Source organism: Roseomonas sp. GC11 (genome assembly GCF_024437745.1).
Taxonomy (GTDB): Bacteria; Pseudomonadota; Alphaproteobacteria; order Acetobacterales; family Acetobacteraceae; genus Pseudoroseomonas.
Map to the genome: position 1 here is coordinate 13,625 of NZ_JANFNY010000032.1, position 23,993 is coordinate 37,617.

General features: G+C 70.6%; 17 protein-coding genes and 1 pseudogene. 9 read left to right on the forward strand and 9 right to left on the reverse strand.

The window, feature by feature from the left end; genetic code table 11:
• Position 1 precedes the first annotated feature (1 nt).
• The 3 genes from NON00_RS11835 to NON00_RS11845 form a co-directional block, all read right to left on the reverse strand.
• Positions 2 to 961 carry a sugar-binding protein gene (locus NON00_RS11835; RefSeq protein WP_256021079.1) on the reverse strand — a complete coding sequence of 320 codons (960 nt, stop codon included), beginning with the start codon at positions 959 to 961 and terminating at the stop codon, positions 2 to 4.
• A gap of 145 nt (positions 962 to 1,106) precedes the next feature.
• Entirely contained in the window at positions 1,107 to 1,877 is a 771-nt protein-coding gene (locus NON00_RS11840) for an SDR family NAD(P)-dependent oxidoreductase (protein ID WP_256021081.1), read from the reverse strand.
• Positions 1,878 to 1,907: 30 nt separating this feature from the next.
• Positions 1,908 to 2,918 carry a tripartite tricarboxylate transporter substrate binding protein gene (locus NON00_RS11845; RefSeq protein ID WP_256021083.1) on the reverse strand — a complete coding sequence of 337 codons (1,011 nt, stop codon included), beginning with the start codon at positions 2,916 to 2,918 and terminating at the stop codon, positions 1,908 to 1,910.
• A 142-nt stretch (positions 2,919 to 3,060) separates the two neighbouring features.
• Between NON00_RS11845 and NON00_RS11850 the strand changes: the two genes are divergently transcribed.
• Positions 3,061 to 4,050 carry a LysR substrate-binding domain-containing protein gene (locus NON00_RS11850; protein WP_256021085.1) on the forward strand — a complete coding sequence of 330 codons (990 nt, stop codon included), beginning with the start codon at positions 3,061 to 3,063 and terminating at the stop codon, positions 4,048 to 4,050.
• 66 nt (positions 4,051 to 4,116) lie between these two features.
• Here NON00_RS11850 and NON00_RS11855 read toward each other — a convergent pair whose 3' ends face one another.
• Both NON00_RS11855 and NON00_RS11860 read right to left on the reverse strand, forming a co-directional pair.
• Positions 4,117 to 5,040, reverse strand: a complete 924-nt coding sequence (locus tag NON00_RS11855) for a dihydrodipicolinate synthase family protein (RefSeq protein WP_256021087.1) — start codon at positions 5,038 to 5,040, stop codon at positions 4,117 to 4,119.
• A gap of 22 nt (positions 5,041 to 5,062) precedes the next feature.
• On the reverse strand, positions 5,063 to 6,802 hold the full coding sequence (locus tag NON00_RS11860; RefSeq protein ID WP_256021089.1) for an IlvD/Edd family dehydratase: 1,740 nt from the start codon (positions 6,800 to 6,802) through the stop codon (positions 5,063 to 5,065).
• Positions 6,803 to 7,128: 326 nt separating this feature from the next.
• On the opposite strand from NON00_RS11860, the gene NON00_RS11865 reads away from it, so the two are divergent.
• Positions 7,129 to 7,953 (forward strand): aspartyl/asparaginyl beta-hydroxylase domain-containing protein, encoded by an 825-nt coding sequence (locus NON00_RS11865; protein WP_256021091.1) that lies wholly within the window; start codon positions 7,129 to 7,131, stop codon positions 7,951 to 7,953.
• 154 nt (positions 7,954 to 8,107) lie between these two features.
• Here NON00_RS11865 and zwf read toward each other — a convergent pair whose 3' ends face one another.
• The 4 genes from zwf to NON00_RS11885 form a co-directional block, all read right to left on the reverse strand.
• Positions 8,108 to 9,586 carry a glucose-6-phosphate dehydrogenase gene (gene zwf / locus NON00_RS11870; protein WP_256021093.1) on the reverse strand — a complete coding sequence of 493 codons (1,479 nt, stop codon included), beginning with the start codon at positions 9,584 to 9,586 and terminating at the stop codon, positions 8,108 to 8,110.
• A 174-nt stretch (positions 9,587 to 9,760) separates the two neighbouring features.
• Positions 9,761 to 10,873 (reverse strand): ABC transporter permease, encoded by a 1,113-nt coding sequence (locus NON00_RS11875; RefSeq protein WP_256021095.1) that lies wholly within the window; start codon positions 10,871 to 10,873, stop codon positions 9,761 to 9,763.
• A gap of 3 nt (positions 10,874 to 10,876) precedes the next feature.
• Positions 10,877 to 13,636 (reverse strand): ribosome-associated ATPase/putative transporter RbbA, encoded by a 2,760-nt coding sequence (rbbA, locus tag NON00_RS11880; RefSeq protein ID WP_256021097.1) that lies wholly within the window; start codon positions 13,634 to 13,636, stop codon positions 10,877 to 10,879.
• Entirely contained in the window at positions 13,633 to 14,616 is a 984-nt protein-coding gene (locus tag NON00_RS11885; RefSeq protein ID WP_256021100.1) for an HlyD family secretion protein, read from the reverse strand. Before NON00_RS11885 ends, rbbA begins: the two co-directional genes overlap by 4 nt.
• Positions 14,617 to 14,819: 203 nt before the next feature.
• Here NON00_RS11885 and NON00_RS11890 point away from each other — a divergent pair, with 203 nt between their 5' ends.
• From NON00_RS11890 to NON00_RS11920, 7 genes and pseudogenes are all read left to right on the forward strand, one after another.
• Positions 14,820 to 15,227: a hypothetical protein gene (locus tag NON00_RS11890; protein ID WP_256021102.1), complete on the forward strand. Its 408-nt coding sequence runs from the start codon at positions 14,820 to 14,822 to the stop codon at positions 15,225 to 15,227.
• Positions 15,224 to 17,101, forward strand: coding sequence for an alpha/beta hydrolase (locus NON00_RS11895; RefSeq protein WP_256021104.1), 1,878 nt, complete (start codon positions 15,224 to 15,226; stop codon positions 17,099 to 17,101). The genes NON00_RS11890 and NON00_RS11895 overlap by 4 nt, the downstream gene beginning before the upstream one ends.
• Before the next feature lie 13 nt (positions 17,102 to 17,114).
• Complete coding sequence (locus tag NON00_RS11900; RefSeq protein WP_256021107.1) at positions 17,115 to 18,509, forward strand: bifunctional enoyl-CoA hydratase/phosphate acetyltransferase; 1,395 nt, start codon at positions 17,115 to 17,117, stop codon at positions 18,507 to 18,509.
• A 266-nt stretch (positions 18,510 to 18,775) separates the two neighbouring features.
• Positions 18,776 to 19,081 (forward strand): hypothetical protein, encoded by a 306-nt coding sequence (locus NON00_RS11905; RefSeq protein WP_256021109.1) that lies wholly within the window; start codon positions 18,776 to 18,778, stop codon positions 19,079 to 19,081.
• 82 nt (positions 19,082 to 19,163) lie between these two features.
• Positions 19,164 to 19,832 (forward strand): annotated as a pseudogene (locus NON00_RS11910) (YoaK family protein); the annotation flags it as partial.
• Positions 19,833 to 20,448: 616 nt separating this feature from the next.
• Positions 20,449 to 21,396 carry a replication protein RepA gene (locus NON00_RS11915; protein ID WP_256021111.1) on the forward strand — a complete coding sequence of 316 codons (948 nt, stop codon included), beginning with the start codon at positions 20,449 to 20,451 and terminating at the stop codon, positions 21,394 to 21,396.
• 290 nt (positions 21,397 to 21,686) lie between these two features.
• Positions 21,687 to 23,990, forward strand: coding sequence for a diguanylate cyclase (locus NON00_RS11920; RefSeq protein ID WP_256021113.1), 2,304 nt, complete (start codon positions 21,687 to 21,689; stop codon positions 23,988 to 23,990).
• Positions 23,991 to 23,993 lie beyond the last annotated feature (3 nt).

Genomic DNA, 23,993 nt, shown 5'->3' on the forward strand with positions numbered 1-23,993 from the left:
CTTACCGCGTCCGCAGCAGTTCGCGCATCTGCGCCTGGAATTCCTGCACGTTCGAGCGGTCGATGATCTTGGTGGGCACGATGATCTGCTTGCCCGGCGGGATGAAGGAGCGGTCGCCCTCCAGATACTTCACCATGCCGACCATGCTCTGGTAGCCGAACTCATAGGGCTGCTGCACCACGGTGGAGTGGATCACCCCCTCGGCGATGCCGCGCAGCGTCAGGCCATCCTCGTCGAAGCCGACGATCTTCACCTTGCCCTCACGCCCCGCGCCCTTCACCGCCTGGTAGATCTGCGGCGTGTTGTAGGCCCAGAGCCCGGCCATCAGGTCGATATCGCTGCGGCGGGCCAGCGTGTCCTCGACATTGCGCTTGGCGCGCGCCATGTCGCTTTCATCCGTGCGGACATCGACGATCTCGATATTGCCGCCGGCCAGTGCCTCGCGGATGCCCTGCACGCGCTCGCGCGCATTGTCCGCATCCATGGTGCCGACGAAGAGCATGGCCTTGCCGCCCTGCGGCAGCGCGGCCTTCATCTGCTTGCCCGCCTCGCGCCCCGCCGCCACATTGTCGGTGCCGATATAGACGACGCGGTTGCTGTTCGGCGCGTCGCTGTCGGTGGTGAACAGCACCGACTGCGCGGCGGCGCGGTTCAGCATCTCCGTGCTGTTGCCGGGGTTGATGGCGGAGATGGCGATGCCGGCGACGCGGCGCGCCAGCAGCTCGTCCACGATGCGGCGCTGCTCGGCCGCGCTCGCCTGCGCGGGGACGATCATCTCCATCGTGTATTGCGGATATTCGCGGTTCGCCTTCTCGATGCCGCGGCGGGCGATCGTCCAGAAATCGGCCGAGACATTGACGACGAAGGCCAGGGCCTTCTTCTCCTGCGCCCGCGCCGCGAGGGGCAGGGCGCCGGAAAGCGCGAGGGCGGCCGGAGCGGCCAGCAGGCTACGACGTTTCATCTTGTTTCTCCCTGAACTGCCTTTGGCCCGGCCCTGTTCTCGCGGGGGCCTGGACCGGTCACACCGGCGGGAGGATTTGGCCCCGCCGGACTGCCGCGCCGCCAGAGCCTCTGTGCGGCAACGCTATCACCTTGGCGTGATCAGCTCAGGTCCAGCCGCCATCAACGACGAATTCCTGCGCCGAGCACATGGCCGAGGCCGCGGAAGCCAGGAACAGCGCCATGTCCGCGATATGCGCGGGCATCACGCGGCCAGCCAGCACCTGCCCCGCCTCGATCTCCTTTTCCGATTCCGGCGTGACCCAGAGCGAAAGCTGCCGCTCCGTCATCACCCAGCCGGGCACCAGCGTGTTCACGCGGATCTTCTGCTTACCGTAGTCGCGCGCGAGGCCGCGCGTCAGCCCATGCACCGAGGCCTTGGCCATGGTGTAGGCCGGCATCCCGCCCTGGCGCAGCTTCCAGCTCACCGAGCCGAAATTGACGATGGAGCCCCCCCCCGCCCGCTGCATCTGCGGGAGGATGGCCTGCGCGGCGAAGAAGAGCGGGCGCTGGTTGATGGCCATGCGCTCGTCCCAGTATTCGGGGGTGACCTCTTCCGGCCTGTGGCGCTGGTCATTGGCGGCGTTGTTGAGCAGCACGGTGATGTCGCCATGCGCCGCCGCCGCCGTGGCGATGGCGGCGCGCAGCGCGGCGATGTCGCGGATGTCGCAGGGCAGGAAGAGCGGCGCCACCGCGCCCTCCAGCCCGGCCACGCGCGCCACCAGCGCGCGGCTCTCCGCCTCCGCGATATCGACGAAGGCAACATGGCTGCCCTGCAGGGCGAAGGCCTCGGTCAGCGCGGCGCCGATCCCGCTGCCGCCGCCGGTGATGAAAACGCTGCGCCCTCGCAGGTCGGGGTAGATGGCGTTGCGGCTCATGGCGTCTCCTGCTCGCACCGCCTGGGATCGCTACCCGGCGGTGATGTTGTTGGCGCGCACCACCTCGCCCCAGCGCGCATGGTCGCGGCGGACCATCGCGTCAAAAGCCTCGGCCGTGCCGCCGCCAGGCTCGTCGCCCTGGCCGGTGATGCGCTCCCGCACACTGGGGTCGGCCAGCGCCGCGTTCAATGCCGCGTTCAGCCGCGTGATCGCCTCCGCCGGCGTGCCCTTCGGCACGGAGAGGCCAATCCAGCTGGTGATGAGGAAATCCTCAAGCCCCTGCTCCGCCGCCGTCGGGATGTCGGGGAAGGCAGGGGCACGGTTGCGGCCCGTCACCAGCACGCCACGCACCTGCCCGGCCTTGACATAGGGCGCCACCACCGAGGCGGCATCGAACATCAGGCTGAAGCGGCCGGCGATGAAATCCTGCATCGCCGGACCACTGCCGCGATAGGGCACATCCTGCATGGCCGGCTTGCCGATGCGGCTGCGGAACAGCTCCATCGCGCAATGCGACATGCTGCCGGCGGCCGGGGTGCCGTAATCCACGCCCTTCGGCTGCTCCTTCAGCCAGCCCACCAGCTCGGGCAGCGTCTTTGCCGGCACGGAGGGATGCACGCACAGGACAAGCGAGCTTTGCAGGGCCAGCCCGACGGAGGTCAGCTCCAGCGGGTTGATCGTCATGCCCGGAAAGGTGTGCGGGTTGATCGCCATCGAGCTGGAATTGGCGGCGAGCACCGTATAGCCATCGGGCCGCGCGCGCAGCACCGCCTCGGTGCCGATATTGCCGCCGGCACCGCCGCGATTCTCCACCACCACCGGCTGCCCCAGCGCCGCCGACATGCCGTTCTGGATGATGCGCGCCGCGAAATCCGTCTGACCGCCAGGGGGGAAGCCAACGATGAGCGTGATGGGGCGGCTCGGCCAGGAACCCTGCGCCAGCGCCGGCATCGCCAGCGACGGGATCGTGAGCCCGGCCCCCACCGCACCCAGCAGGCCACGGCGTGACAGTGGCAGAGCGCCTTCCTTCGTGATGCTCACGATGGTCTTCCTTTCCTTGGACATTTCCCGGCGCGGCCTTGTCATGGCCGCTGCCCATGCTTGATCACGATGGATAGGAGAGAGAAGCGATATCGTCTAATGTGATTTTGCGCGCAGGACATAACAAAGAGGATATCGCTCCATGCAGCCCCCTCCGCCCAAGCGGCTGCCCCCCAACTGGTTCGCCCGCGCCCGGCTGAAACTGCGCCACCTGCAGCTCCTCCAGGCCCTCGACGAAACCCGCAACCTCCACCGCGCCGCCGCCAGCCTCGGCCTCACCCAGCCCGCCGCCTCCAAGCTGCTGGCCGAGGTGGAACAGATGCTCGGCGGCACGCTCTTCGAGCGCCACGCCCGCGGCATGCGGCCCAATGCCTGGGGCGAGGTCATGCTGCGCCGCGCCCGCTCCGCCCTCGTCGAACTCGAACAGGCGGCCGAGGAACTGAACGGCCTGCGCGACGGCAGCGGCGGCGTGGTCGCCTTCGGCACCGTCACCGCCGCCGCCGCCGATGCCGTCGTCCGCGCCGTCGAGGCCGTGCAGCGCGCCCACCCCGCCCTCCAGGTCACCGTCGAGGAAGATACCAGCCCGCCCCTGGTGGCGCGCCTGCTGGAAGGGCGGCTCGACTTCGTGCTGGCCCGCCCGCCCGGCGGGATCGAGGCGGCGCAGGGCCTCGACTACCGCGAACTGCGCGCGGAGGAACTGTGCTTCCTGGTGGGGGATGGGCATCCGCTGCTCGGCCTGCCCGCGCCCGGCCTGGGCGACATGCTGGAGTATGGCTGGGTGCTGCAGCCGCCCGGCAGCCTGCTGCGGCAGGAAGTGGAAGCCATGTTCCTGCGCCACGGCCTGCCCTTTCCGCGCCGCGTGCTCAGCACGGCCTCCATGCTGCTCAGCCTGGCGGCGCTGGCACAGGGGAATTCCATCGGCGTCTTCAGCCGCTCCGTCGCCACGCTTTTCGTGCAGGGCGGGCGCTTCCATGCCCTGCCGCCGCCGCGCGAACAGCCCCGCCTGACGGTGCGGCCCTTCGGGCTGATCCGCAGCCGGGACAGGCCCCTCTCGCCCGCGGCACAGCGGCTTTATGAAGCCGTGGCCTCAGAAGTTTCAAAGGGAGAGGGCACAGGGGGCGCCGCCCCCTGACCCCCGCTGGGGAGGCAGGGCCTCCCCAGACCCCACATTCAGTACCCCACATTCAGTACCCCGCCTTCAGCGGGACCAGCGCAGGACCAGCGCGTCCAGCCGGCGCGCCCATTCCAGCAGGCCGGCGCGCGCAGCCTCAGGCAATGGGGCCAGCGGATGGCGCGGCGCGTCACAACGGATGATGCCGCCCGCCTGCATCAGCGCCTTCGCCGCCAGCAGGCCGCATTGCCGGTTCTCGTGGTTGATCAGCGGGAGCCAGCGCTGGTAGGCGTCCAGCGCGGCAGCACGGTCCCCCGCGAAATACGGGTCGATGATCTGGCGGATGCCGTCCGGAAAACCGCCGCCCGTCATGGCACCGGTGGCACCGGCATCGAGATCGGCCATCAGCGTGATCGCCTCCTCGCCATCCCAGGGGCCGATGATGGCATCGCCACCCTCGGCGATCAGCGCGCGCAACTTGGCCGCCGCCTGCGGCACCTCGATCTTGAAGTAGGAGACATGGGTGATTTCGCGCGCCATCCGCGCCAGCAGGGCGGGGGAGAGCGGCGTCCCGGCCACCGGCGCATCCTGGATCATGATCGGGATGTCGATGGCGTCGGAGACCTCCCGGTAGAATTCGTAAATCGCTGCCTCGGGCACGCGGATGGTCGCGCCGTGATAGGGCGGCATGATCATCACCATCGCCGCCCCCGCCTGCTGCGCGCGGCGGCTGCGCTCGGCGCAGAGGCGGCTGGAGAAATGCGTCGTCGTCACGATCACCGGCACACGCCCGGCGACATGCGCGAGCACCACATCCTGGAGCTGCTCGCGCTCCGCATCGCTCAGCACGAACTGCTCAGAGAAATTGGCCAGGATACACAGGCCGTTCGATCCGGCATCGATCATGAAATCGACGGCGCGCTTCTGGCCCTCCAGGTCCAGCGCGCCGGATTCGTCGAAAACGGTGGGCACCACGGGGAAGACGCCGCGATAGGCGGTGGCTGCGCTCATGCTCGGGAACTCCTGGCGCGGGTCAGTGGTTGTCGCGCGGCACCGGGGCGCCGCTGCGGCCGACAAGGAAATCCAGGTCGGCGCCCTGGTCGGCCTGCTGCACGTGGTCGATATACATCTTCACATAGCCACGATCGGCCGCCGGCGCGGGCGGCACCCAGGCGGCGCGGCGCGCGGCCAGCTCCGCCGCCTCCACATGCAGGTGCAGGCGCCGCTCCGCCACATCGAGCGTGATCAGGTCGCCATCGCGCACCAGCGCCAGCGGGCCGCCCGCCGCCGCCTCCGGCGCCACATGCAGCACCACCGTGCCATAGGCCGTGCCCGACATGCGCGCATCGGAAATGCGGATCATGTCCCGCACCCCCTGGCGCAGCAGCTTCTTCGGGATCGGCATGTTGCCGACCTCCGCCATGCCGGGATAGCCCTTCGGCCCGCAATTCTTCAGCACCATGATGCAACTGGCATCGATGTCGAGATCGTCGTCATCCTTGCGGGCGTGCAGATCCTCGATCGTCTCGAACACCACGGCGCGGCCGGTATGCTTCATCAGCTCCGGCGAGGCGGCGGAAGGCTTGATCACCGCCCCGTCCGGCGCCAGGTTACCGCGCAGGATCGCCATGCCGGATTCCGGCTTGAACGGCGTCTCCAGCGGAGTGATGACCTCGCGGTTCCAGCACTCGGCATCCTGCACATTCTGCCAGATGCTGCGCCCGTTCACCGTCTCCGCATCCTTGTGCAGCAGCCCGGCCTCGCCCAGCGCGCGCAGCACCACGGGCAGGCCGCCGGCATAGTAGAAATCCTCCATCAGGAAGCGGCCGGAAGGCATCAGGTCCACCACGCAATGCACACCGCGGCCGAGATCATCGAAATCCGCCAGCGTCAGCTCGATGCCAACGCGCCGCGCGATGGCCAGCAGATGCACCACCGCATTGGTCGAGCCGCCGATCGCCGCCAGGGTGCGGATGGCGTTCTCGAACGCTGCGCGCGTCAGGAAGCGGGAGAGGACGAGGTCCTCCTCCACCATGCGCACGATACGCCGGCCGGCCATGCGCGCCAGCTCGTTGCGCCGCGCATCGGCGGCCGGAATGGCGGCATTCTGCGGCAGGCCGACGCCAAGCGCCTCCACCATCGAGGCCATGGTGCTCGCCGTGCCCATCGTCATGCAATGGCCGGAGGAACGGTTCATCGCCGCCTCGGCCTCATGGAACTCATCCAGCGTGATCTCGCCGGCGCGCAGCTGCTCGCTCATCGAGATGATGTTGGTGCCGGAGCCGATCATCTGCCCGCGATAGACACCGCGCAGCTGCGGCCCGCCGGAGACGCCGATGGTCGGCAGGTCCGCCGAGGCCGCGCCCATCAGCAGCGCCGGCGTCGTCTTGTCGCAGCCCATCAGCAGCACCACGCCATCCAGCGGATGCGCGCGGATCGCCTCCTCCACATCCATCGCGGCGAGGTTGCGGTAGAGCATCGCCGTCGGCCGCATCGTCACCTCGCCCAGCGAGGAGACGGGGAATTCCAGCGGGAAGCCGCCCGCCTCCAGGATGCCGTAGCGCACATGCTCGGCGATGGTGCGGAAATGGCTGTTGCAGGGGTTCAGCTCGGACCAGGTGTTGCAGATGCCGATGACCGGCTTGCCCTCGAACTGGTCCTGCGGAATGCCGCGATTCTTCAGGAAGGAGCGGTAGTAGAAGCCCATCTTGTCCTGCCGGCCGAACCAGGCCTGGCTGCGCAGCGGGCGCTTCGGCGTGCCCTCCCCGCTCATCGCGCAAGGCTCCGCCGGGCCGCGCCGGTCTGGCGCATCCTGTTACGCATTGCTGTCCCTCCCTCGCCACCCGCCCTGTTCCGGGCGGGGCTGCGCTATCCTGGCGCCAGGAGGGATATCCGTCCAATGCCGTTTTTCCCCTGGATGATACAAAAAATGACATGATTTCAGCCAAGCCCGCCGGCTGCCAACCGCCCGGTGCGGATGACATCGGCTCGCAACGGCGTATATAGGACCGGATCACCGGCCCTCCCCCTCTCCCCCCAGCGAAAACCGGCCAGGGGGCACCAGCCTGGGCCGGCGCAGCAGGAATTGAGGAGAGCAGCGTGCAACAGGGCATGTCCCCCACCAACGGCACGGCCGCGCCGCAGCAGACTTTCGGCACCGCCAACATCGCGCCGATGGACCGGCCCAGCGCCATGACACGCTTCTTCATGGGCATCGTCGCCTGGGCGGAGAAGCTCAACCTGCGCCACTCCAAGGTGGGCAACCCGCCCGTCTACGACAACGCGACCTTCCCCTGGGCCGCCGAGATCGAACGCGAATGGCCGCTGATCCGCGCCGAGCTGGATCGCGTCCTGGTCCGCCAGTCGGAACTGCCGAGCTTTCACGATATCTCGACCGACGTGCAGACCATCAGCAATGACAGCGCCTGGAAGACCTTCTTCCTCGCCGGCTACGGCCTCTCCTCGGAGGAGAATATCAGGCGCTGCCCGGAAACCTGGAGGATCGTGCAGAAGATCCCCGGGCTGAAGACGGCCATGTTCTCCATCTTCGAGCCGGGCAAGCACCTGCCGCCGCATCGCGGGCCCTATAACGGCGTGCTGCGCCTGCATCTCGGCCTGATCGTGCCGGAGCAGAGCGAGCGCCTCGCCATCCGCGTCGATCAGCAGGTCTGCAACTGGCACGAAGGCAAGGCGCTGATCTTCGATGACGCCTATGAGCATGAGGCGTGGAACCATACCGAAAAGACGCGCGTCGTGCTCTTCGTCGATTTCGTCAAGCCGCTCGGCTTCCCGGCGCGGTTGGTGAACTGGCTGCTGCTCAACCTCGCGGTGTTCACGCCCTTCATCCGCGAAGGGCTGGATAACCACAAGGAGTGGGAGAAGAAGTTCTACGCCGAGGCCGAGGCGCTGCGGAACAGGAAGTAAGAGGCCGGGAGGGCTCCGCCCTCCCAGACCCGAACTGAAAGAAAACTGGGAGGGCTCCGCCCTCCCAGACCCAAACTGAAAGAAAACTGGGAGGGCTCCGCCCTCCCAGACCCTCCGGCCGGGGTGGCAGGGCCACCCCGGACCCCGCCCTTCGTTATTCCAGGCTTTCGTACCAGGTGCGGCCATCACGCTCGATCATGGCGATGGCGGCCGTCGGGCCCCAGCTGCCCGCGGCATAGGGGCGCGGCGCCTCGGGGCGGTCAGCCCAGCCCTGGAGGATCGGCTCGATCCAGTTCCACGCGGTTTCCACCTCGTCGCGCCGCATGAACAGCGTGGTGTTGCCGCGCACCACATCCATCAGCAGGCGCTCATAGGCATCCGGGTAGCGCTGGCCGAAGGTCTTCTCGAAGCTGATGTCGAGCGCGGTAGGGCGCAGGTGCAGCCCGCCGGGGCCGGGCTCCTTCGTCATCATCTCCAGCCGCATGCCCTCTTCGGGTTGCAGGCGGATCATCAGCCGGTTGGGCTGCATGCCCACCGCCTCACGCGGAAAAATGCTGAAGGGCGGCGTGCGGAACTCGATGATGATCTCCGAGACCTTGCGCGGCAGGCGCTTGCCGGTGCGGAGATAGAAGGGCACCCCGGCCCAGCGCCAGGAATTGACGTGCAGCTTCAGCGCGACGAAGGATTCCGTCAGGCTCGGCGCATCGCTGCCGAGATCGCTGCGGTAGCCGGGCACGGGCTGGCCGCCCACCGCCCCGGCGATATACTGGCCGCGCACCGTCGAGAGATGCGCCTCATGCGCGGGGATGGGGCGCAGCGCGCGCAGCACCTTCACCTTCTCATCGCGCACCGCATCAGGGTCGAGGGAGATGGGGCTCTCCATCGCCAGCAGGCACAGCAGCTGGAGCATGTGGTTCTGCACCATGTCGCGCAGCGCCCCGGCCTTGTCGTAATAGCCGCCGCGCCCACCGATGCCGACCTCCTCGGCCACGGTGATCTGCACATGGTCGATCATGTCGGCATGCCAGAGCCGCTCGAAGATCGGGTTGGCGAAGCGCAGGGCCAGGAGGTTCTGCACCGTCTCCTTGCCCAGATAGTGGTCGATGCGGAAGATCTGCGCCTCCGGCAGCACCTTGCCCACGGCGCGGTTGATCTCGCGCGCGGAGGCGAGGTCATGGCCGATCGGCTTTTCCAGCACGACGCGGGACTTCTGGTGCAGGCCGCCATGCTGGGCCAGGCGCTGGCAGATGGGGCCATAGAGCTCGGGCGAGGTGGCGAGGTAGAATTGCCGCACCTGCTCCGGCCGCTCGGCGAGCAGGGAGACCAGCCCGTCCCATCCTTCCTCCCCCAGGGCCTCGACGCGCCGGTAATGCATCAGGCCGAGGAATTCGGCGAGGATGGCGGGCTCCAGGCTCTCGGCGGGGACGAAGCGGCGCAGGGCGGCCTCGGCATGGGCGCGGAAGCCGTCATCGTCGAGGCTGCTGCGGGCGGCGCCGATGATGCGGCTGCTGGCGGGGAATTGCCGGTCGCGCCAGCGGTGATAGAGCGCGGGGAGCAGCTTGCGCATGGTCAGGTCGCCAGTGGCGCCGAACACCACGCAGTCGAAGGAGGAAACCGGGAGGATACGGGCCATGCGGGGCTTCTTGCCGGACGTTGAAGCGCCAGCCTAGCACCGGCCCTGTTACCAGCGTTATCCCCAGCGTTTCCCATTTTTATCCACAAAGCCATCCCCGCATTTGGTGGATAACTGGCGGCGGGGTCCGGGGGGACCCTGTCCCCCCGGCGGGGGCGAGGGGGCGGAGCCCCCTCATCCGGCGCGCGCCAGGGAGCGCCTGACTCCCAGCAGGGCGGCCCCCAGGAAGACCCCCCCCAGCCCGAACAGGAGGAGGAGCCGCCCGGCGACGAGATCCACCCCCGCCCCGCGGTAGAGCACCGCCTGGGCGAAGGCGACGAACTGGGTGGCGGGCGAGACCTGCACCACCGCCTGCAGCCAGTCCGGCATGCTCTCCAGCGGGGTCATGCTGCCGGAGAGCAGCATCATGAGCATGATCACCGGCAAAGCGAGCAGGCCGAACTGCCCGGTGGAGGTGGTGGCCGTGGCCAGCAGCACGCCGAGGGCGGCGACCGAGGCCTGGAACAGCACCGTCCCCACCAGGAAGAGCGCCAGCGACCCGCCGAGCGGCACGCCGAGCAGCCCCCGCACCACCAGCAGCAGCGAGAGCAGGGCGGCACCGACGATGACCAGTGCATTGGCCAGGATCTTCGCCATCAGGATCTCGAAGGGCGCCACCGGCATGGCGAGGAGATGTTCCAGCGTGCCGTGCTCGCGCTCCCGCAGCAGGGCGGCGCCGGGCAGGATGATGGAGAGGATGGTGATGCTGTTCACCACCTGCATCACCGCCGTGAACCATTCCGGCAGCCCGTTGGGATTGAAGCGCGTGCGGGTGACGAGGCGCACCGGCTGGGCGGCGGCGCCGAGGCGGTCCGCCACCTCCTGCTGCACGATCTGCTGGATATCAGTGCTGCCATTGCCGGCCTGGGCCATGGCGGTGGCATCGATGTCGAGGCCGAGCGTGGCCGGGCGGCGGGCCAGCAGATCGGCCTCGAAGCGCGGTGGAATTTGCAGGATGAACACATAGCGCCCGGCATCGAGGGCCGGCGCCACCTCCGCCGCCGCGATCAGCGGCGCCGGCTGGAAGAGCGGCGGCAGCAGCGCGGCGCGCAGGGCGCGGGAGAGATCGGAATGGTCCTCGTCCACCACGGCGATGGCGGCGTTGCGCACCTCCATCTTCACGCCATGGGCGACGGAATAGACGGCGACGCTGAAGGTATAGGCCAGCAGCACCAGCAGCACCGGATCGGCGCGCAGCACGCGCAGTTCCTTGAGGCCGAGCCAGAGGATGTTGAGCAGGCGGCGCATGGCTCAGGGCTCCTGCTTGCGCAGCGCCAGGGCGGCGGCGGCGATGAAGGCGAGGGCGAAGCCCGCCAGCACCAGATGGCTGGTCCAGAGTTCGGCGAAGCCCAGCCCCTTGGTCATGGTGCCGATGGAAATGCGCTGGAACCAGCTGGCGGGGAAGCCGAGGCCGATGGCGCGCGCCGCGCCGGAGATGGCGGAGGTCGGCACCAGCAGCCCGGAGAAATTCACCGCCGGCACGATGCAGAGGATGGCGGCGGCGAAGATGGCCGCCACCTGGCTGCGCACGAAGGCGGAGACGAGCAGGCCGAAGCCCGTGGCCGCCAGCACATAGAGCGCGCCGCCCAGGGCCAGCGCCGGCAGGGAGCCGCGCACCGGCACATCGAAGACCAGCCGCGCGGCGAGGACCAGCAGGGCGAAGCTCGCCAGCCCGACGGCGACATAGGGCAACTGCTTGCCCACCAGGAATTCCAGCGGCGTCACCGGGGTCGCGCGGAAATTGGCGATGGCGCCGCTCTCCTTCTCGCGCACCACGCCGACGGCGGCCATCATGGCCGGGATCAGCACCAGCATCAGCATGATGATGCCGGGCAGGATGGCGACGGCGCTGCGGAAGGCCTGATTGTAGCGGAAGCGCGGCTCGATGCTCAGCATCTCGGGGCTGCGCGGCGCGGGGGAGCGCGCGGCGCGGGCGCGCAGCCAGGACTGGGCGAGGCCGCTGACATAGCCGCGCGCCGTCTCGGCGCGGAAGGGCATGGCGCCGTCCAGCGTCACCGAGACTTCCGGTGCGTCGCCGCGGCGCAGATCCTGGCCGAAGCGCGGCGGCACCTCGATGACGAGGGCGATGCGCCCGGCGCGCAGCGCCTCCTCCGCCTGCGCCCGTGTGGCGAGCGGCGCGGCCTCGGTGAAGTAGCGCGAGCCGGCGAAGCTCTCCAGCAGGTCGCGGCTTTCCGGCGTCTGGTCCTGGTCGAGCACGGCATAGGGCAGCTTCTCGACATCGAAGGAAATGCCGAAGCCGAAGGCGAACATCAGCAGCAGCGGGCCGAGCAGGGCGAAGGCGATGCGGATGCGGTCGCGCAGCAGTTCCAGCGCCTCCCGCCAGGCGCAGGCCCAAAGGCGGCCCAGCATGGGGCCCAGAATGGGGCGCGGATCGCGGCCGGCGCGGGCCGGGCGCGGCGCGGCGGCGGGGGGTGGCACGGCAGCGGGGGGTGGCACGGCGGCGGGGGGTGGCGCCTCCGCCGCATCGGCGGCGCCGGCGGCCTGCTCCAGCGCGGCGATGAAGCTTTCCTCCAGGGAGCGCCCGCCGGCGAGGTCGCGCGGCGTGCCCACCGCCAGCACCCGCCCGGCATGCATCAGCGAGATGCGGTCGCAGCGCGCGGCCTCGTTCATGAAGTGGGTGGAGATGAAGATCGTCACCCCCTCCTGCCGCGACAGGCGCAGCAGGTGGTTCCAGAACAGGTCCCGCGCCACGGGATCGACGCCGCTGGTCGGCTCGTCGAGGATCAGCAGGGCGGGCTCGTGCACCACGGCGGCGGCCAGTTGCAGGCGCTGGCGCAGGCCGAGCGGCAGGGCATCCGGCGCGCTGGCGGCCACGCCCTCCAGGTCGAAATCGCGCAGCACGGCGGCGATGCGGGCGGCGGCGCGGGCCGGCGGCAGGTGGAAGAGGCGGGCATGCAGTTCGAGGTTCTGCCGCACCGTCAGTTCGCCATAGAGGGAAAAGGCCTGCGACATATAGCCCACGCGGGCGCGCGCATCGCCGCCCCGGGCCGGGTCCTCGCCCAGCACGCGGGCGGTGCCGGCGCTGGCGGGGAGCAGGCCCGTCAGCATTTTCATCGTCGTCGTCTTGCCGCAGCCATTGGAGCCGAGGAAGCCGAAGATCTCGCCGCGCGGAATGGCGAGATCGACGCCATCCACCGCGACGAAATCGCCGAAGTGGCGGGTGAGGCCATGCGCCTCGATGGCGGGCGGCGCGCCGGGGCGGGGCGGCGGCGGCGGTGTCAGCACCACGGGGCGGTGGCCGGCGCGGCGCGCCGCCGGCAGCAGCGCCACGAAGGTTTGTTCCAGTGTGTCGCAGCCGGTCCGGGCGCGCAGTTCCGCCGGGCTGCCGCTGGCCAGCACCCGCCCGGCATCCAGCGCCGCCAGCCAGTCGAAGCGCTCCGCCTCCTCCATATAGGCGGTGGCCACCAGCACGCTCATGCCGGGGCGGCGGGCGCGCAGCCGGTCGATCAGCGCCCAGAACTGGCGGCGGGAGAGCGGGTCCACCCCCGTGGTCGGCTCGTCGAGGATGAGCAGTTCCGGCTCGCGCACCAGGGCGCAGCAGAGAGACAGCTTCTGCTTCATGCCGCCGGAGAGCTTGCCCGCCGGGCGCGCGGCGAAGGGGGAGAGGCCGGTGGCGCGCATCAGTTCCGCCGCGCGGGCGGCGCGCCCGGCCGCGTCCTGGCCGAAGAGGCGGGCGAAATAGTCGATATTCTCGGCCACCGAGAGGGTGGGGTAGAGGTTGCGCCCCAGCCCCTGCGGCATGTACGCGATGCGCGGGCGCGCCGCCGCCAGCGCCGCCGGGTCGCACAGATCGGCGCCGAGGGCGGTGATCGCCCCCGCCTGCGGGCGGCGCACCCCGGCGAGCAGCGCCAGCAGGGTGGATTTGCCGACGCCATCCGGCCCCACAAGCCCGGCCATGACGCCGCCCGGGATCTCCAGCGTCACCCCGTCCAGCGCGGCCAGGGCGCCATAGCGGTGGGTGACGCCGCGCAGCGCGGCGGCGGGGCTCACGGCAGCTTCACCTGCAGGGCGGCGGGCCAGGGCTGCGCGGCATCGAGCCGCAGATAGGCGAGGCCGCGCACGCCGCCCTTCACCCGCTCGGCATGGCTCTGCAGCAGTTCGGGCGGCAGGCGCAGCTTGACGCGGAACATCAGGCTCTCGCGCTCCTGCGCCGTCTCCACCTGGCGCGGGGTGAACTGCGCCTCGGGCGCGACGAAGCTGACCGTGGCGGGCAGCACGTATTGCGGCGCCGGGTCGAGCACCAGCCGCGCCTCCGCCCCATAGGCCAGCCGCCCGGCGGCGGCGGCGGGGAGGAAGACGATCATCGAGACATCGCTGGGGTCGATCAGCGTGGCGACGCGGCCGCCGGCGGCCACCACCTCGCCCTCGCGCATCAGGCGGTAGAGCACGCGGCCGGCGCGCGGGGCGACCAGCACCGTCTCGTCCAGCAGGCTGCGGGCCTGGGCCACATTGGCCTCCGCCGCCTCCAGCGCCGCCTGGGCGCGGCGCTGCCCGGCCTCGGCGGTCAGCACCGTGGCCTCGGCCACCTCCAGGGTGGAGCGGCGCTGGTCGAGCTGCTCGACCGGGGCGAAGCCGCGGCGCTGGAGTTCCTGGGTGCGGGCCAGCTCGCTCTGCGCCAGGGCGCGGGCGCTGCGGGCGCGCAGGGCCTCGGCATCGGCGGCGAGGCGGGCCTGGGCGGCCTCACGCATTTGTGCTTCCGCCGCGCGCAGCTGCGCCTGGAGCGTGGTGGCATCCAGCCGCGCCACCTCGGCGCCGGCCGCCAGCATCTGCCCCTCCTCCACCCGCAGCGCGGTGAGGCGCCCGGCGATCTTGCTGGCGATGTCGATCTGCTCGGCCTCGATCCTGCCATTCACGCGGAGGATGAAGTCCGGCAGGGCATCGCGCGCCGCCCGGTGCCGCCAGGCGGCGAAGCCCCCGCCCGCCGCCAGCAGCGCCAGCACCCCCACCAGCATGATCCGTCCGCGTCCCATCCCGCTGCTCTCCTGATTGGCCGAGGCGCCTTCATAAGCGCGGGCACAGGGAAAAAACTTGACCCAGGTTAATGCCGGGCAGGAGGCTCCGGCGCTCCCTTGCGACCGGCGGCATGGCCAGGCTGGGGCACGCCGCCCGCTTTCCCCCCTCCAGCCCGCCCGGGCCGCGCCCTGCGGTCCGGGTGCCAGCAGGAGGCCGCCCCATGCCCGACACCAACACCCCCCCCACCCCCGCCCTTCCCGAGGCCCTGGCGAGCATGCTGCGGCCGTGGTGGCCACCTTCAGCGGGGCCGGAAGGGGGCCCGGGCGGCCTGGCCGGCATGCCCCTGCCCACCCCCTCCTGGCAGGCGGCGCTGGAGGCGCAGCGCATCTGGAACGCCGCGCTCGGCGAGGAAATGCGCTGGGCGCAGCAGACCCAGGCGCGCCTCGCCCAGTGCTGCCGCGAGATGCTGGCCAGCCACCGCCCGCAGGACTGGATGGCGGCGCAGAGCGCCCTGGTGACCGCCAGCCTGGAGGCGGCGGCGCAGCAGGCGCAGATGCTGGGCGGCATGACCGAGGAACTGCGCGCCTGCTGCCTGCGCGCCGCCAGCCCGGAGGCGACGGAACGATGACCGCCCTGACCCGGCCCCAGGCCACCCCGCAGGAGGCGCCCAACGCCTCCCCCGCCACCCCGCCGCAGCCCGCCCCTGCGCCCGCCCCTGCGCCCGCAGCCGCAGCCGCAACCACAGCCGCGCCGGCGGAGCCCCCCGGGACCCTGCCGGAAGCCCTGACCGGCCTGCTGCGCTTCGCCGACCTCGCCGCCCGGGCCAGGCTGGCGCGCGGCTCGGCCGGGCTCTCCCCGGCGGCGCTCGCCGTGGCCTTCACCGACTGGGCGCTGCACCTCGCCCTCGCCCCGGGCAAGCGGGCGGAGATGCTGCTCTCCGCCGCCCAGGCGCTGGGGCAATGGCAGGCCCAGGCGGCGCGCTGCGCGCTCGACCCGCTGGCGCCGCCCTGCGTGGAGCCGCGCGGCGGCGATTCCCGCTTCCGCGGCCCGGCCTGGCAGCAGCAGCCCTTCCGGCTGTGGTCGGAGGCCTTCCTGCTGGCCGAATCCTGGTGGGACAGGGCCGCCGCCGGCATCCCCGGCCTCGACCCGCGCCATGCCCGCATCGTCGGCTTCACCCTGCGGCAGATGCTCGACATGGCCTCGCCCTCCAACCTGCCCTGGAGCAACCCGCAGGTGCTGGCGCGCACCCTCGATACTGGCGGGCAGAACCTGCTGGACGGCTTCGCCAACGGCGTGGAGGACCTCGCCCGCCAGCTCTCCGGCGCGCCGCCGGCGGGGGCGGAGGCCTTCCGCCCCGGCCACGAGGTGGCCATCACGCCGGGCGAGGTGGTGTTCCGCAACCACCTCATCGAACTGATCCAGTACGCGCCGCAGACGGCGGCGGTGAAGGCCGAGCCGGTGCTGATCCTGCCCGCCTGGATCATGAAGTACTACATCCTCGACCTCTCGCCGCGGAACTCGCTGGTGCGCTACCTGGTGGAGCAGGGGCACACGGTGTTCTGCGTCTCCTGGCGCAACCCGACGGCGGAGGATCGCGGCATCACGCTGGATGATTACCGCCGCCTCGGCGTCATGGCCGCGCTCGACGCCATCGGCGAGATCCTGCCGGGCCAGCGCGTCCACGCGGCGGGCTACTGCCTGGGCGGCACGCTGCTCGCCATCGCCGCCGCCGCCATGGCGCGCGCGGGGGATGCGCGCCTCGCCTCCATGACGCTGCTCGCGGCACAGACGGATTTCACCGAGCCGGGCGAATTGCAGCTCTTCATCGACCCCAGCGAGGTCGCCCTGCTGGAGGCGATGATGTGGGAGCGCGGCTATCTCGACAGCAGCCAGATGGCCGGCGCCTTCCAGCTGCTGCGCTCCAACGATCTCGTCTGGTCGCGCCTCGTGCATGACTACCTGATGGGCGAGCGCGCGGCGATGAACGACCTGATGGCCTGGAACGCCGATGCCACCCGCATGCCCTACCGCATGCATTCGGACTATCTGCGGCATCTCTTCCTGGAGAACGCGCTGGCCTCCGGCCGGTTGCTGGTGGATGGCCGGCCGGTGGCCGTGCAGAATATCCGCACCCCCATCTTCGCCGTGGGCACGGAGTGGGACCATGTCGCGCCCTGGCGCTCGGTGTTCAAGATCCACGCGCTGGCGGATACCGATGTCACCTTCGCCCTGACCAGCGGCGGGCACAATGCCGGCATCGTCAGCGAGCCGGGCCATGCCGGGCGGCGCTACCGCCTCGCCCGCAAGCGCGCGGAAGACCCCTGCATCAGCGCCGGGGAATGGCTGGCCGCCACGCCGCCGCGCGAAGGCTCCTGGTGGCCGGCCTGGCAGGGCTGGCTGGCGGAGCATTCGGCCCCCGCCCCCGTGCCACCGCCGCCGATGGGACGGCCCGGCCAGGCGACCCTCGCCGCCGCCCCCGGCACCTATGTCCACCAGCGCTGAAGGCCACGCCCCCATGCATGACGGCATGCTTCCCCCCGTGCTGCGCAACCGCCCCTTCGACACGCTGGCCGTGGGCGACAGGGCCTCGTTCGTGCGCACCGTCGGACAGGACGACATCGCCCTCTTCGCCGCCGTCTCGGGCGATGTGAACCCGGCGCATCTCGACGCCGCCTTCGCGGCCACCGACCTGTTCGGCCATGTCGTGGCGCATGGCATGTGGACCGGCGCGCTGGTCTCCGCCGTGCTGGGCACGCAATTGCCGGGGCCGGGCACGATCTATCTGGGGCAGGAGCTGAAATTCCTGCGCCCCGTCTCGCCCGGTGACACCATCACCGCCACGGTGACGGTGAAGGAGCTGCGCCCGCCCCGGCGCGTCGTGCTGCTGGACACCAGCTGCGTGAACCAGAAGGGGGAGCAGGTGCTGGAAGGCGTCGCCACGGTGATCGCCCCGGCCGAGCCGGTGGCCTGGCCGCGCGCGCCGCTGCCCGAGGTGGTGCTGCAGCGCCATGACCGTTATGAGGAGGCGCTGCGCGCCGCGCTGGCCAGCCCGCCGCTGCGGCTTGCCGTCGCGCATCCCTGCTCCGCCGCCGCGCTGCTGGGGGCGCTGGAGGCGCGCGAGGCCGGGCTGGCCGAGCCCGTCCTGGTCGGCCCCCTGAAAAAGATCCGCGAGGCGGCGGAGGCGGCGGAAGTCAGCCTCGACGGCCTTGAGATCGAGGATGTGCCGCACAGCCACGCCGCCGCCGCCCGTGCCGTGGAACTCGCCGCGCTCGGCCGCGTCGGCGCGCTGATGAAGGGCAGCCTGCACACGGATGAACTGCTCTCCGCCGTGCTGGCGCCGCAATCCGGCCTGCGCACGGAGCGGCGGATCAGCCATGTCTATGCCATGGACATCCCGGCCTATCCCAAGCCGCTGCTGGTGACGGACGCGGCCATCAACATCGCCCCCACGCTGGAGCAGAAGCGCGACATCTGCCAGAACGCCGTGGATCTCATGCACATCATGGGGGTGGAGCGGCCGCGCGTGGCGGTGCTGGCGGCGGTGGAGACGGTCAACCCCAAGATGGCCGCCACGCTCGACGCCGCGGCGCTGACGGTGATGGCGGCGCGCGGGCAGATCACCGGTGCGCTGGTGGATGGGCCGCTGGCCTTCGACAATGCCATCAGCCTCGACGCCGCGCGGGTGAAGGAGATTGTCTCCCCCGTCGCCGGGCAGGCTGATATCCTGCTGGTGCCGAATCTGGAGGCGGGCAACATGCTGGCCAAGCAGCTGCTCTACTTCGCCGGCGCCATCGCCGCCGGGCTGGTGCTCGGCGCCCGCGTGCCCGTGGTGCTGACCAGCCGCTCCGACAGCCTGCGCGTGCGCATGGCCTCCATGGCGCTGGCGCGGCTGGTAGCAACAAAACGTTGAATTTTTTCAGGCTGCCGCCGTCTCCCGTCCAGGCGGGACGCTCAACTGAAAAAGTTTTTTGGTTCTTTTTTTCAAAAAAGAACATTTTTTCTGTCTGATGGATGACATCCCCCTGTTCGCCTGGAAAAACCGCATGGCGGGCTGACAGGGGGGGGCCTCCTGTGCTTCATGGCGTTCAGCGCCCGGCCGCACGCCCTGGCCAACGGCCAGACCCAGCGGACAGGCCGCGCCAGGCGGTGCCGCCATCACACGGAGACGAGACACCCATGTTCACGCTCGAAATCGGAGGCCGCCCTATCGCGGTCATCGGCACCGAGGAAGAAGACGCCCAGGACCTGGTCGCCAACCCGGCCTTCCGCGAGGACCTGCTGCGCCTGCTGAGCGACGACCAGCCGCTGTGGGACGGGCAGGCCGAGCTGCGCCTGCGCCCCGCCACGGAGGAGGAGATCGCCGAGTTCGACGAAAGCGAGGATGACGAGGACGAGGAGGAGGACGAGGAGGAAGGCGCCGTCGTCCTGTTCCTGGTCCCGATCATGGACCCGGACGACGAGGAAGACGAAGACGAGGCCTGACCAGCCGGGCGGGCCACGGCCCGCCCTCTTCTCCGGCTTTTCCCCCTGGGTTTTTGCCCTTGGGCGCCTCGCCCGGCGCGCCATGCCCGGCGAGCTGGACGAGCCCCGACTCGGCCTCGCGCTGACCTTCGTCGCCGGCGCGATCAATGCCGGCGGCCTGCTGCTGGTGGGGCAATACACCTCCCACATGTCCGGCATCGTCTCGGCGCTGGCGGACCATGTGGCGCTCGGCGCCTGGGCGGCGCTGGGCGCGGGGCTGGCGGCGCTGCTGCCCTTCCTGGCGGGCGCGGCCTGCTCGGCCATGCTGATCAACTGGGGGCGCCGCCAGCGGCGCGACAGCCCGCACCGCCTGCCGCTGCGGCTGGAGGCGACGCTGCTGATCGGCTTCGGCCTGCTCGGCGCCGGCTTCCAGGACAGCCCGCTCGCCGCCCTCCCGGCCGTGCCGCTGCTCTGCTTCCTGATGGGCCTGCAGAACGCCACCATCACCAAGATTTCCGGCGCGCGCATCCGCACCACCCATGTGACGGGCCTGGTGACGGATCTCGGCATCGAACTGGGAAAACTGTTCTACTGGAACCGCCTGCGCCTGCCGGGCGAGGCGCCGGTGCGGGCCGACCGGGCGCGTATGCGGCTGCTGGGCGTGCTGCTCGGCGGCTTCTTCCTGGGGGGCGTGGCGGGGGCGCTGGGCTTTGGCCATCTTGGCTTCGCCAGCTGCCTGCCGCTGGCGGGGCTGCTGCTGCTGCTGGCCGCCGCCCGGCTGCGCGCGCCAGCCTGACGGGCAGGGCCAGAGAGGCGGCGCTCCTTCCTCTCTCTCCCTCCCCCCTCCCCGTGCCCTGTGACCAAGGTCCAACCCCTGCGCCTTGCCGCATGGCCGCCACACCGGGCGCGTGACCAAGGTCCAACCCTTTTCCCGCCACCATGCAGGGGGAGACGCCGGGCCTTGGACCTTGGTCACAAGACGCAGGCGAGGAGCACGCGATGGGCCAAGGGGCGGGCCACAGGCAGGGGGCGGGGCGGCGGCGAGAGGGCAGCCTGTGACCAAGGTCCAACCACAAACCCCCGCTCCGCGTGCGACTCGCGCGGGCCGGGGCTGAGGCGGCCATGGGGACGAGTCGTTGTCCCCAGGCCGGGGCCTTGCCCCGTTGGACCTTGGTCACGCGGGCTTGGACCCTGGTCAGAAGCGCCCGGAACGGGTTTTGAGAAAAATCAAAAACTTATGAAAAGCATCCCCTTGGACCTGGGTCACACAGCAAGTAATCAAGATTCTTCAAATAGCTTTCCAACTAGCTGGCTGACCAAGGTCCAAGCTGCCAGCGGCCCCGGGCTGGGCTAATCCGGTCCTGCCACTCAGGAGTGGGAGAGCAGTGATGGAGGAGGTGCGCTCCGCGCGTCGCCTGGTCGAGGAGCATGGTCGCCTGGGCGCCATCGCCCGGCATGATGACCGCCGCCTCGTCGAGATCGTCGCTTCCTACGGGGCGGACGAGGATGTCGGCATTCCGAACTTCCTCTATTCCGGCTGGTGCATGACCGCGCTGCCGCACAGCCGCATCGCTGACGACAAGGCATGGCGGCTGGAGAATGGCAATGTCGTGCTGCTCGTCGAGCCGGGCCGCCGCGCCCTGCCCGGCGAGGGGGATGAGTGGATCGGCGTCCCCTATGGGCCGACCGCGCGTCTGATCATGATCTACCTCCAATCCGAGGCGCTGCGCACCAACAGCCGCAACATCGAGCTGGGCCGCTCGATGAATGACTGGTTCGGCCGCATGGACAAGAAGGCCGGCGGCAAGAGCTACAAGCTGGTGCGCCAGCAGGCGGAGCGGATCGCCACCTGCCGCTTCAGCTTCCATTCGGAGCGTGACGGCGTGCGCGCCATCCGCAACCAGTCGATCGTCGATGAGGGGCTGCTCTTCATCGACGGGCGCGAGCAGGACAGCCGCCAGCAAAGCCTGTTCCGCGAAGGCGTGGTGCTGTCGGAAAGTTTTTTCCGGTCGCTGAGGGAGCATGCCGTTCCGCTGGAGGAGCGGGCGATCCGCCATATCGCCCATTCCTCCATGGCGATCGACACCTATTGCTGGCTGGCCTACCGCCTCCACTCGCTGAAGAAGCCGACGCCGATCAGCTGGGCGGCGCTGCACAGCCAGTTCGGGTCCGGCTACGGGCAGGTCGCCGCTTTCAAGCGGGCCTTCCTGAGCAAGATTCTGCCGGCTGCCCTGGCCGTCTATCCCGAGGCGGCGGAACGGGGCGTGGAGGTTTCCGATACCGGCCTGATCCTGCGCCCGACACGGCCGCCCATCCTGAGTCGGGGCGCGGCCTGAACCAGGGCGGCGCGAAGGATCCGCGACGGCAACCGGAGGTGGTTGTCATCGCGCTATTCACGACAGAATTCCAAATAGACAGGGCGATTTCCCTCGAAGGTTGAGAATCCGGCGAGGCCAGATTTGAACCCTCCCACTGTGCAATCGCCTGCGCTTCTTGGTCGATAAACGACTCAGAATCAATTATTTAACTGGTAACAGGGCGAACCGCAGAGGAACCTTTCCGAAAAAGCGGTTCCACTCCTTTATCTATTAACAAAGCCGCAGCATTTGTCTCTGCTTTGTTGATCATGTCCCTCGGTCTCAGCCCTTCTCCGGCGGCCGCCGCCCCTTATGCCAGGATGGCGCGCACGCAGCGCCTGAAGCTGTTGGTGCTGGTGCTCTGCGCGCTCCTGCCGAGCCTCGTGGGCAATTACTGGCTGATGCGGCAGGAGAGGGAAAACCGGCACGACCTCGCCGCCCGGCAATTCGTCCTGCGGGCGCAGGAAGTGGCGCAGCAGCAGGCCGTCATCCTCGCCCGCGCGACCCAGGCTCTGGAGAGCCTCGCGGAAACCGGCGAGGAAGAGCGCCTCTGCGAGATCGTGCGCGGCTGGCACACCGGCCCCGAAGGGCCGCTCCGCTGGATCGCCCTGGCCTCGCCGGAAGGCATGCTGCGCTGCGCCAGCCTCGCCTCGCTGGAGCAGTTCGCCCTGGAACTGGAGGAACCCTCGCCCTTGCCCGCCGGGGAAGCCCCGGCGCGCCTGCTGCCGGTGCCGGAGGGACCGCTGGCCGGCCTGCTCGTGCTGCGCGATCTGCCGGGGCCCTTCGGCGGCCTGCTGGTCGCGGCCATCGAGCCTGCCATGCCTGAGGCCGCGCCGGAGGCCATGGCCTTCCTGCTGCGCGACCTGGCGGAGACGGCCCGGACCCTGCCGCGCGCCATTCCCCTCGCGGCGCCGCGCGGAGCTGAGGCCGGGTGGACGATCCCGCCGCTGCGCGAGGCCATGGCCGGCCATCAGGGCCAGGGCAGCCTCGGGGCCACCGCGCCGGATGGCCAGAGCTGGATGCTGGCCTATGCCCGGATGCATGGAACCGGCGCCGCCATCCTGCTGATGCGCCGCGAGGGGGAAGCCCTGGAGCCCTGGCTGCCCCTGCGCCGCTCCCAGGCCTGGATGCTCCTGGCCCTGCTGGCCAGCCTCGTCGCCCTGGCCTGGGTCTGGCGCACCCTGCCCGGCGGCGGGGCGGCCCAGGAAACCCCGGCCGAATGGCTGGAGGCCGCCGCCGCCACCATGGCCCAGGGCGTCGCCCTCTGGAGCGCGGGCGGCACCCTGCTCGCCAGCAATGACCGCTGGCGGCGCCTGCTCGGCGTGCCGGCCGCCCTCGCCACCCCGGGCACCGGCCTGCCCGCCCTGGCCCGCTTCCTCGCCGAGACCTCGGTGATGCCGGGCGCCGACCGTGCCGCCATGCCCTCCCCCGCCTGGCGGGATATCCGCATCGAGCATCTCATCGCCCTGCTGCGCGCCGAGCGCTTCATGAACGAACCGCTGGCCCTGCCCGGTGGGCGCGCCATCCTGCTGCGCGCCCACCGCCTGCGCGGCACGACCGTCACCACCTGCGTCGACGTCACCGAGACCACCCAGGCCGAGGCCGCCCTGCGCGAAAGCGAGGGGCGCTTCCGCCTGATCGCGGAGAATTCGGGAGATGTCGTCGCCCTCTGCGACATGGACGGCACGCGGCGCTACGTCTCGCCCGCCGCCGCGCGTGTCCTGGGCTATCCGCCGGAGGCGCTGGTGGGCCGCAGGGTGATGGAGTTCGTCCACCCCGATGACCGCGACTGGGTGGAGGCCGCCGCCGCCGCCCTGCGCGGCGGGGAGCGCGACGCCTCGGCCACCTACCGCTTCCTGCGCCCGGACGGGAGCTGGCTCTGGGTCGATGTGCGCGCCCGCACCCATGGCCGCCCCGGCCAGGGCGCCGCCGGCTATGTGGCGGTGATGCGCGACGCCACCGAGGCCAAGATGGCCGAGGAGCGCCTGCTGGAGGCGCTGGAGCGGATGGAGGAAATGGCCACCACCGACGCGCTCACCGGCCTCGCCAACCGCCGCCGCTTCGAGGAGGCCCTGGCCCAGGAATGGCGCCGCTGCGCGCGCGAGGGGCAGCCGCTGTCCGTCCTCCTCCTCGATGCCGATCACTTCAAGAAGTTCAATGACCGCTACGGCCATCCGGCGGGGGATGAGTGCCTGCGCCTCGTGGCGCGCACCCTGTCCGGCGTCGCGCGGCGGCCGGGCGATGTGGCCGCCCGCCATGGCGGGGAGGAATTCGCCCTGCTGATGCCGCGCACCGATGCGCGCGGCGCTGTCCACCTGGCGGAGCGCGTCCGCGCCGGGGTGGAAAGCGCGGCGGTGCCGCATCTCGGCAATCCGCCGGCGGGGATCGTCACCGTCAGCATCGGGGTCGCCACGGTCTTTCCGGAGCCGGAAAGCGGGCCCGCGGTGCCGGGGCGGCTCTCCGCCCGCGATGCCCTGCTCTCCGCCGCCGATGGCGCGCTCTACGCGGCCAAGACCGGCGGGCGGAACCGGGTCTGCATGGCCAGTGGCGAGCACGGGCCGGGGGCGGGATAGCCC

What these genes read in the sequence shown, in the direction of transcription:
- NON00_RS11835 (WP_256021079.1), bottom strand. Translation starts at nt 961, where the DNA reads ATGAAACGTCGTAGCCTGCTGGCCGCTCCGGCCGCCCTCGCGCTTTCC.
- NON00_RS11840 (WP_256021081.1), bottom strand. Translation starts at nt 1,877, where the DNA reads ATGAGCCGCAACGCCATCTACCCCGACCTGCGAGGGCGCAGCGTTTTC.
- NON00_RS11850 (WP_256021085.1), top strand. Translation starts at nt 3,061, where the DNA reads ATGCAGCCCCCTCCGCCCAAGCGGCTGCCCCCCAACTGGTTCGCCCGC.
- NON00_RS11855 (WP_256021087.1), bottom strand. Translation starts at nt 5,040, where the DNA reads ATGAGCGCAGCCACCGCCTATCGCGGCGTCTTCCCCGTGGTGCCCACC.
- NON00_RS11860 (WP_256021089.1), bottom strand. Translation starts at nt 6,802, where the DNA reads ATGAGCGGGGAGGGCACGCCGAAGCGCCCGCTGCGCAGCCAGGCCTGG.
- zwf (WP_256021093.1), bottom strand. Translation starts at nt 9,586, where the DNA reads ATGGCCCGTATCCTCCCGGTTTCCTCCTTCGACTGCGTGGTGTTCGGC.
- NON00_RS11875 (WP_256021095.1), bottom strand. Translation starts at nt 10,873, where the DNA reads ATGCGCCGCCTGCTCAACATCCTCTGGCTCGGCCTCAAGGAACTGCGC.
- NON00_RS11885 (WP_256021100.1), bottom strand. Translation starts at nt 14,616, where the DNA reads ATGGGACGCGGACGGATCATGCTGGTGGGGGTGCTGGCGCTGCTGGCG.
- NON00_RS11890 (WP_256021102.1), top strand. Translation starts at nt 14,820, where the DNA reads ATGCCCGACACCAACACCCCCCCCACCCCCGCCCTTCCCGAGGCCCTG.
- NON00_RS11895 (WP_256021104.1), top strand. Translation starts at nt 15,224, where the DNA reads ATGACCGCCCTGACCCGGCCCCAGGCCACCCCGCAGGAGGCGCCCAAC.
- NON00_RS11900 (WP_256021107.1), top strand. Translation starts at nt 17,115, where the DNA reads ATGCATGACGGCATGCTTCCCCCCGTGCTGCGCAACCGCCCCTTCGAC.
- NON00_RS11905 (WP_256021109.1), top strand. Translation starts at nt 18,776, where the DNA reads ATGTTCACGCTCGAAATCGGAGGCCGCCCTATCGCGGTCATCGGCACC.
- NON00_RS11915 (WP_256021111.1), top strand. Translation starts at nt 20,449, where the DNA reads ATGGAGGAGGTGCGCTCCGCGCGTCGCCTGGTCGAGGAGCATGGTCGC.
- NON00_RS11920 (WP_256021113.1), top strand. Translation starts at nt 21,687, where the DNA reads ATGTCCCTCGGTCTCAGCCCTTCTCCGGCGGCCGCCGCCCCTTATGCC.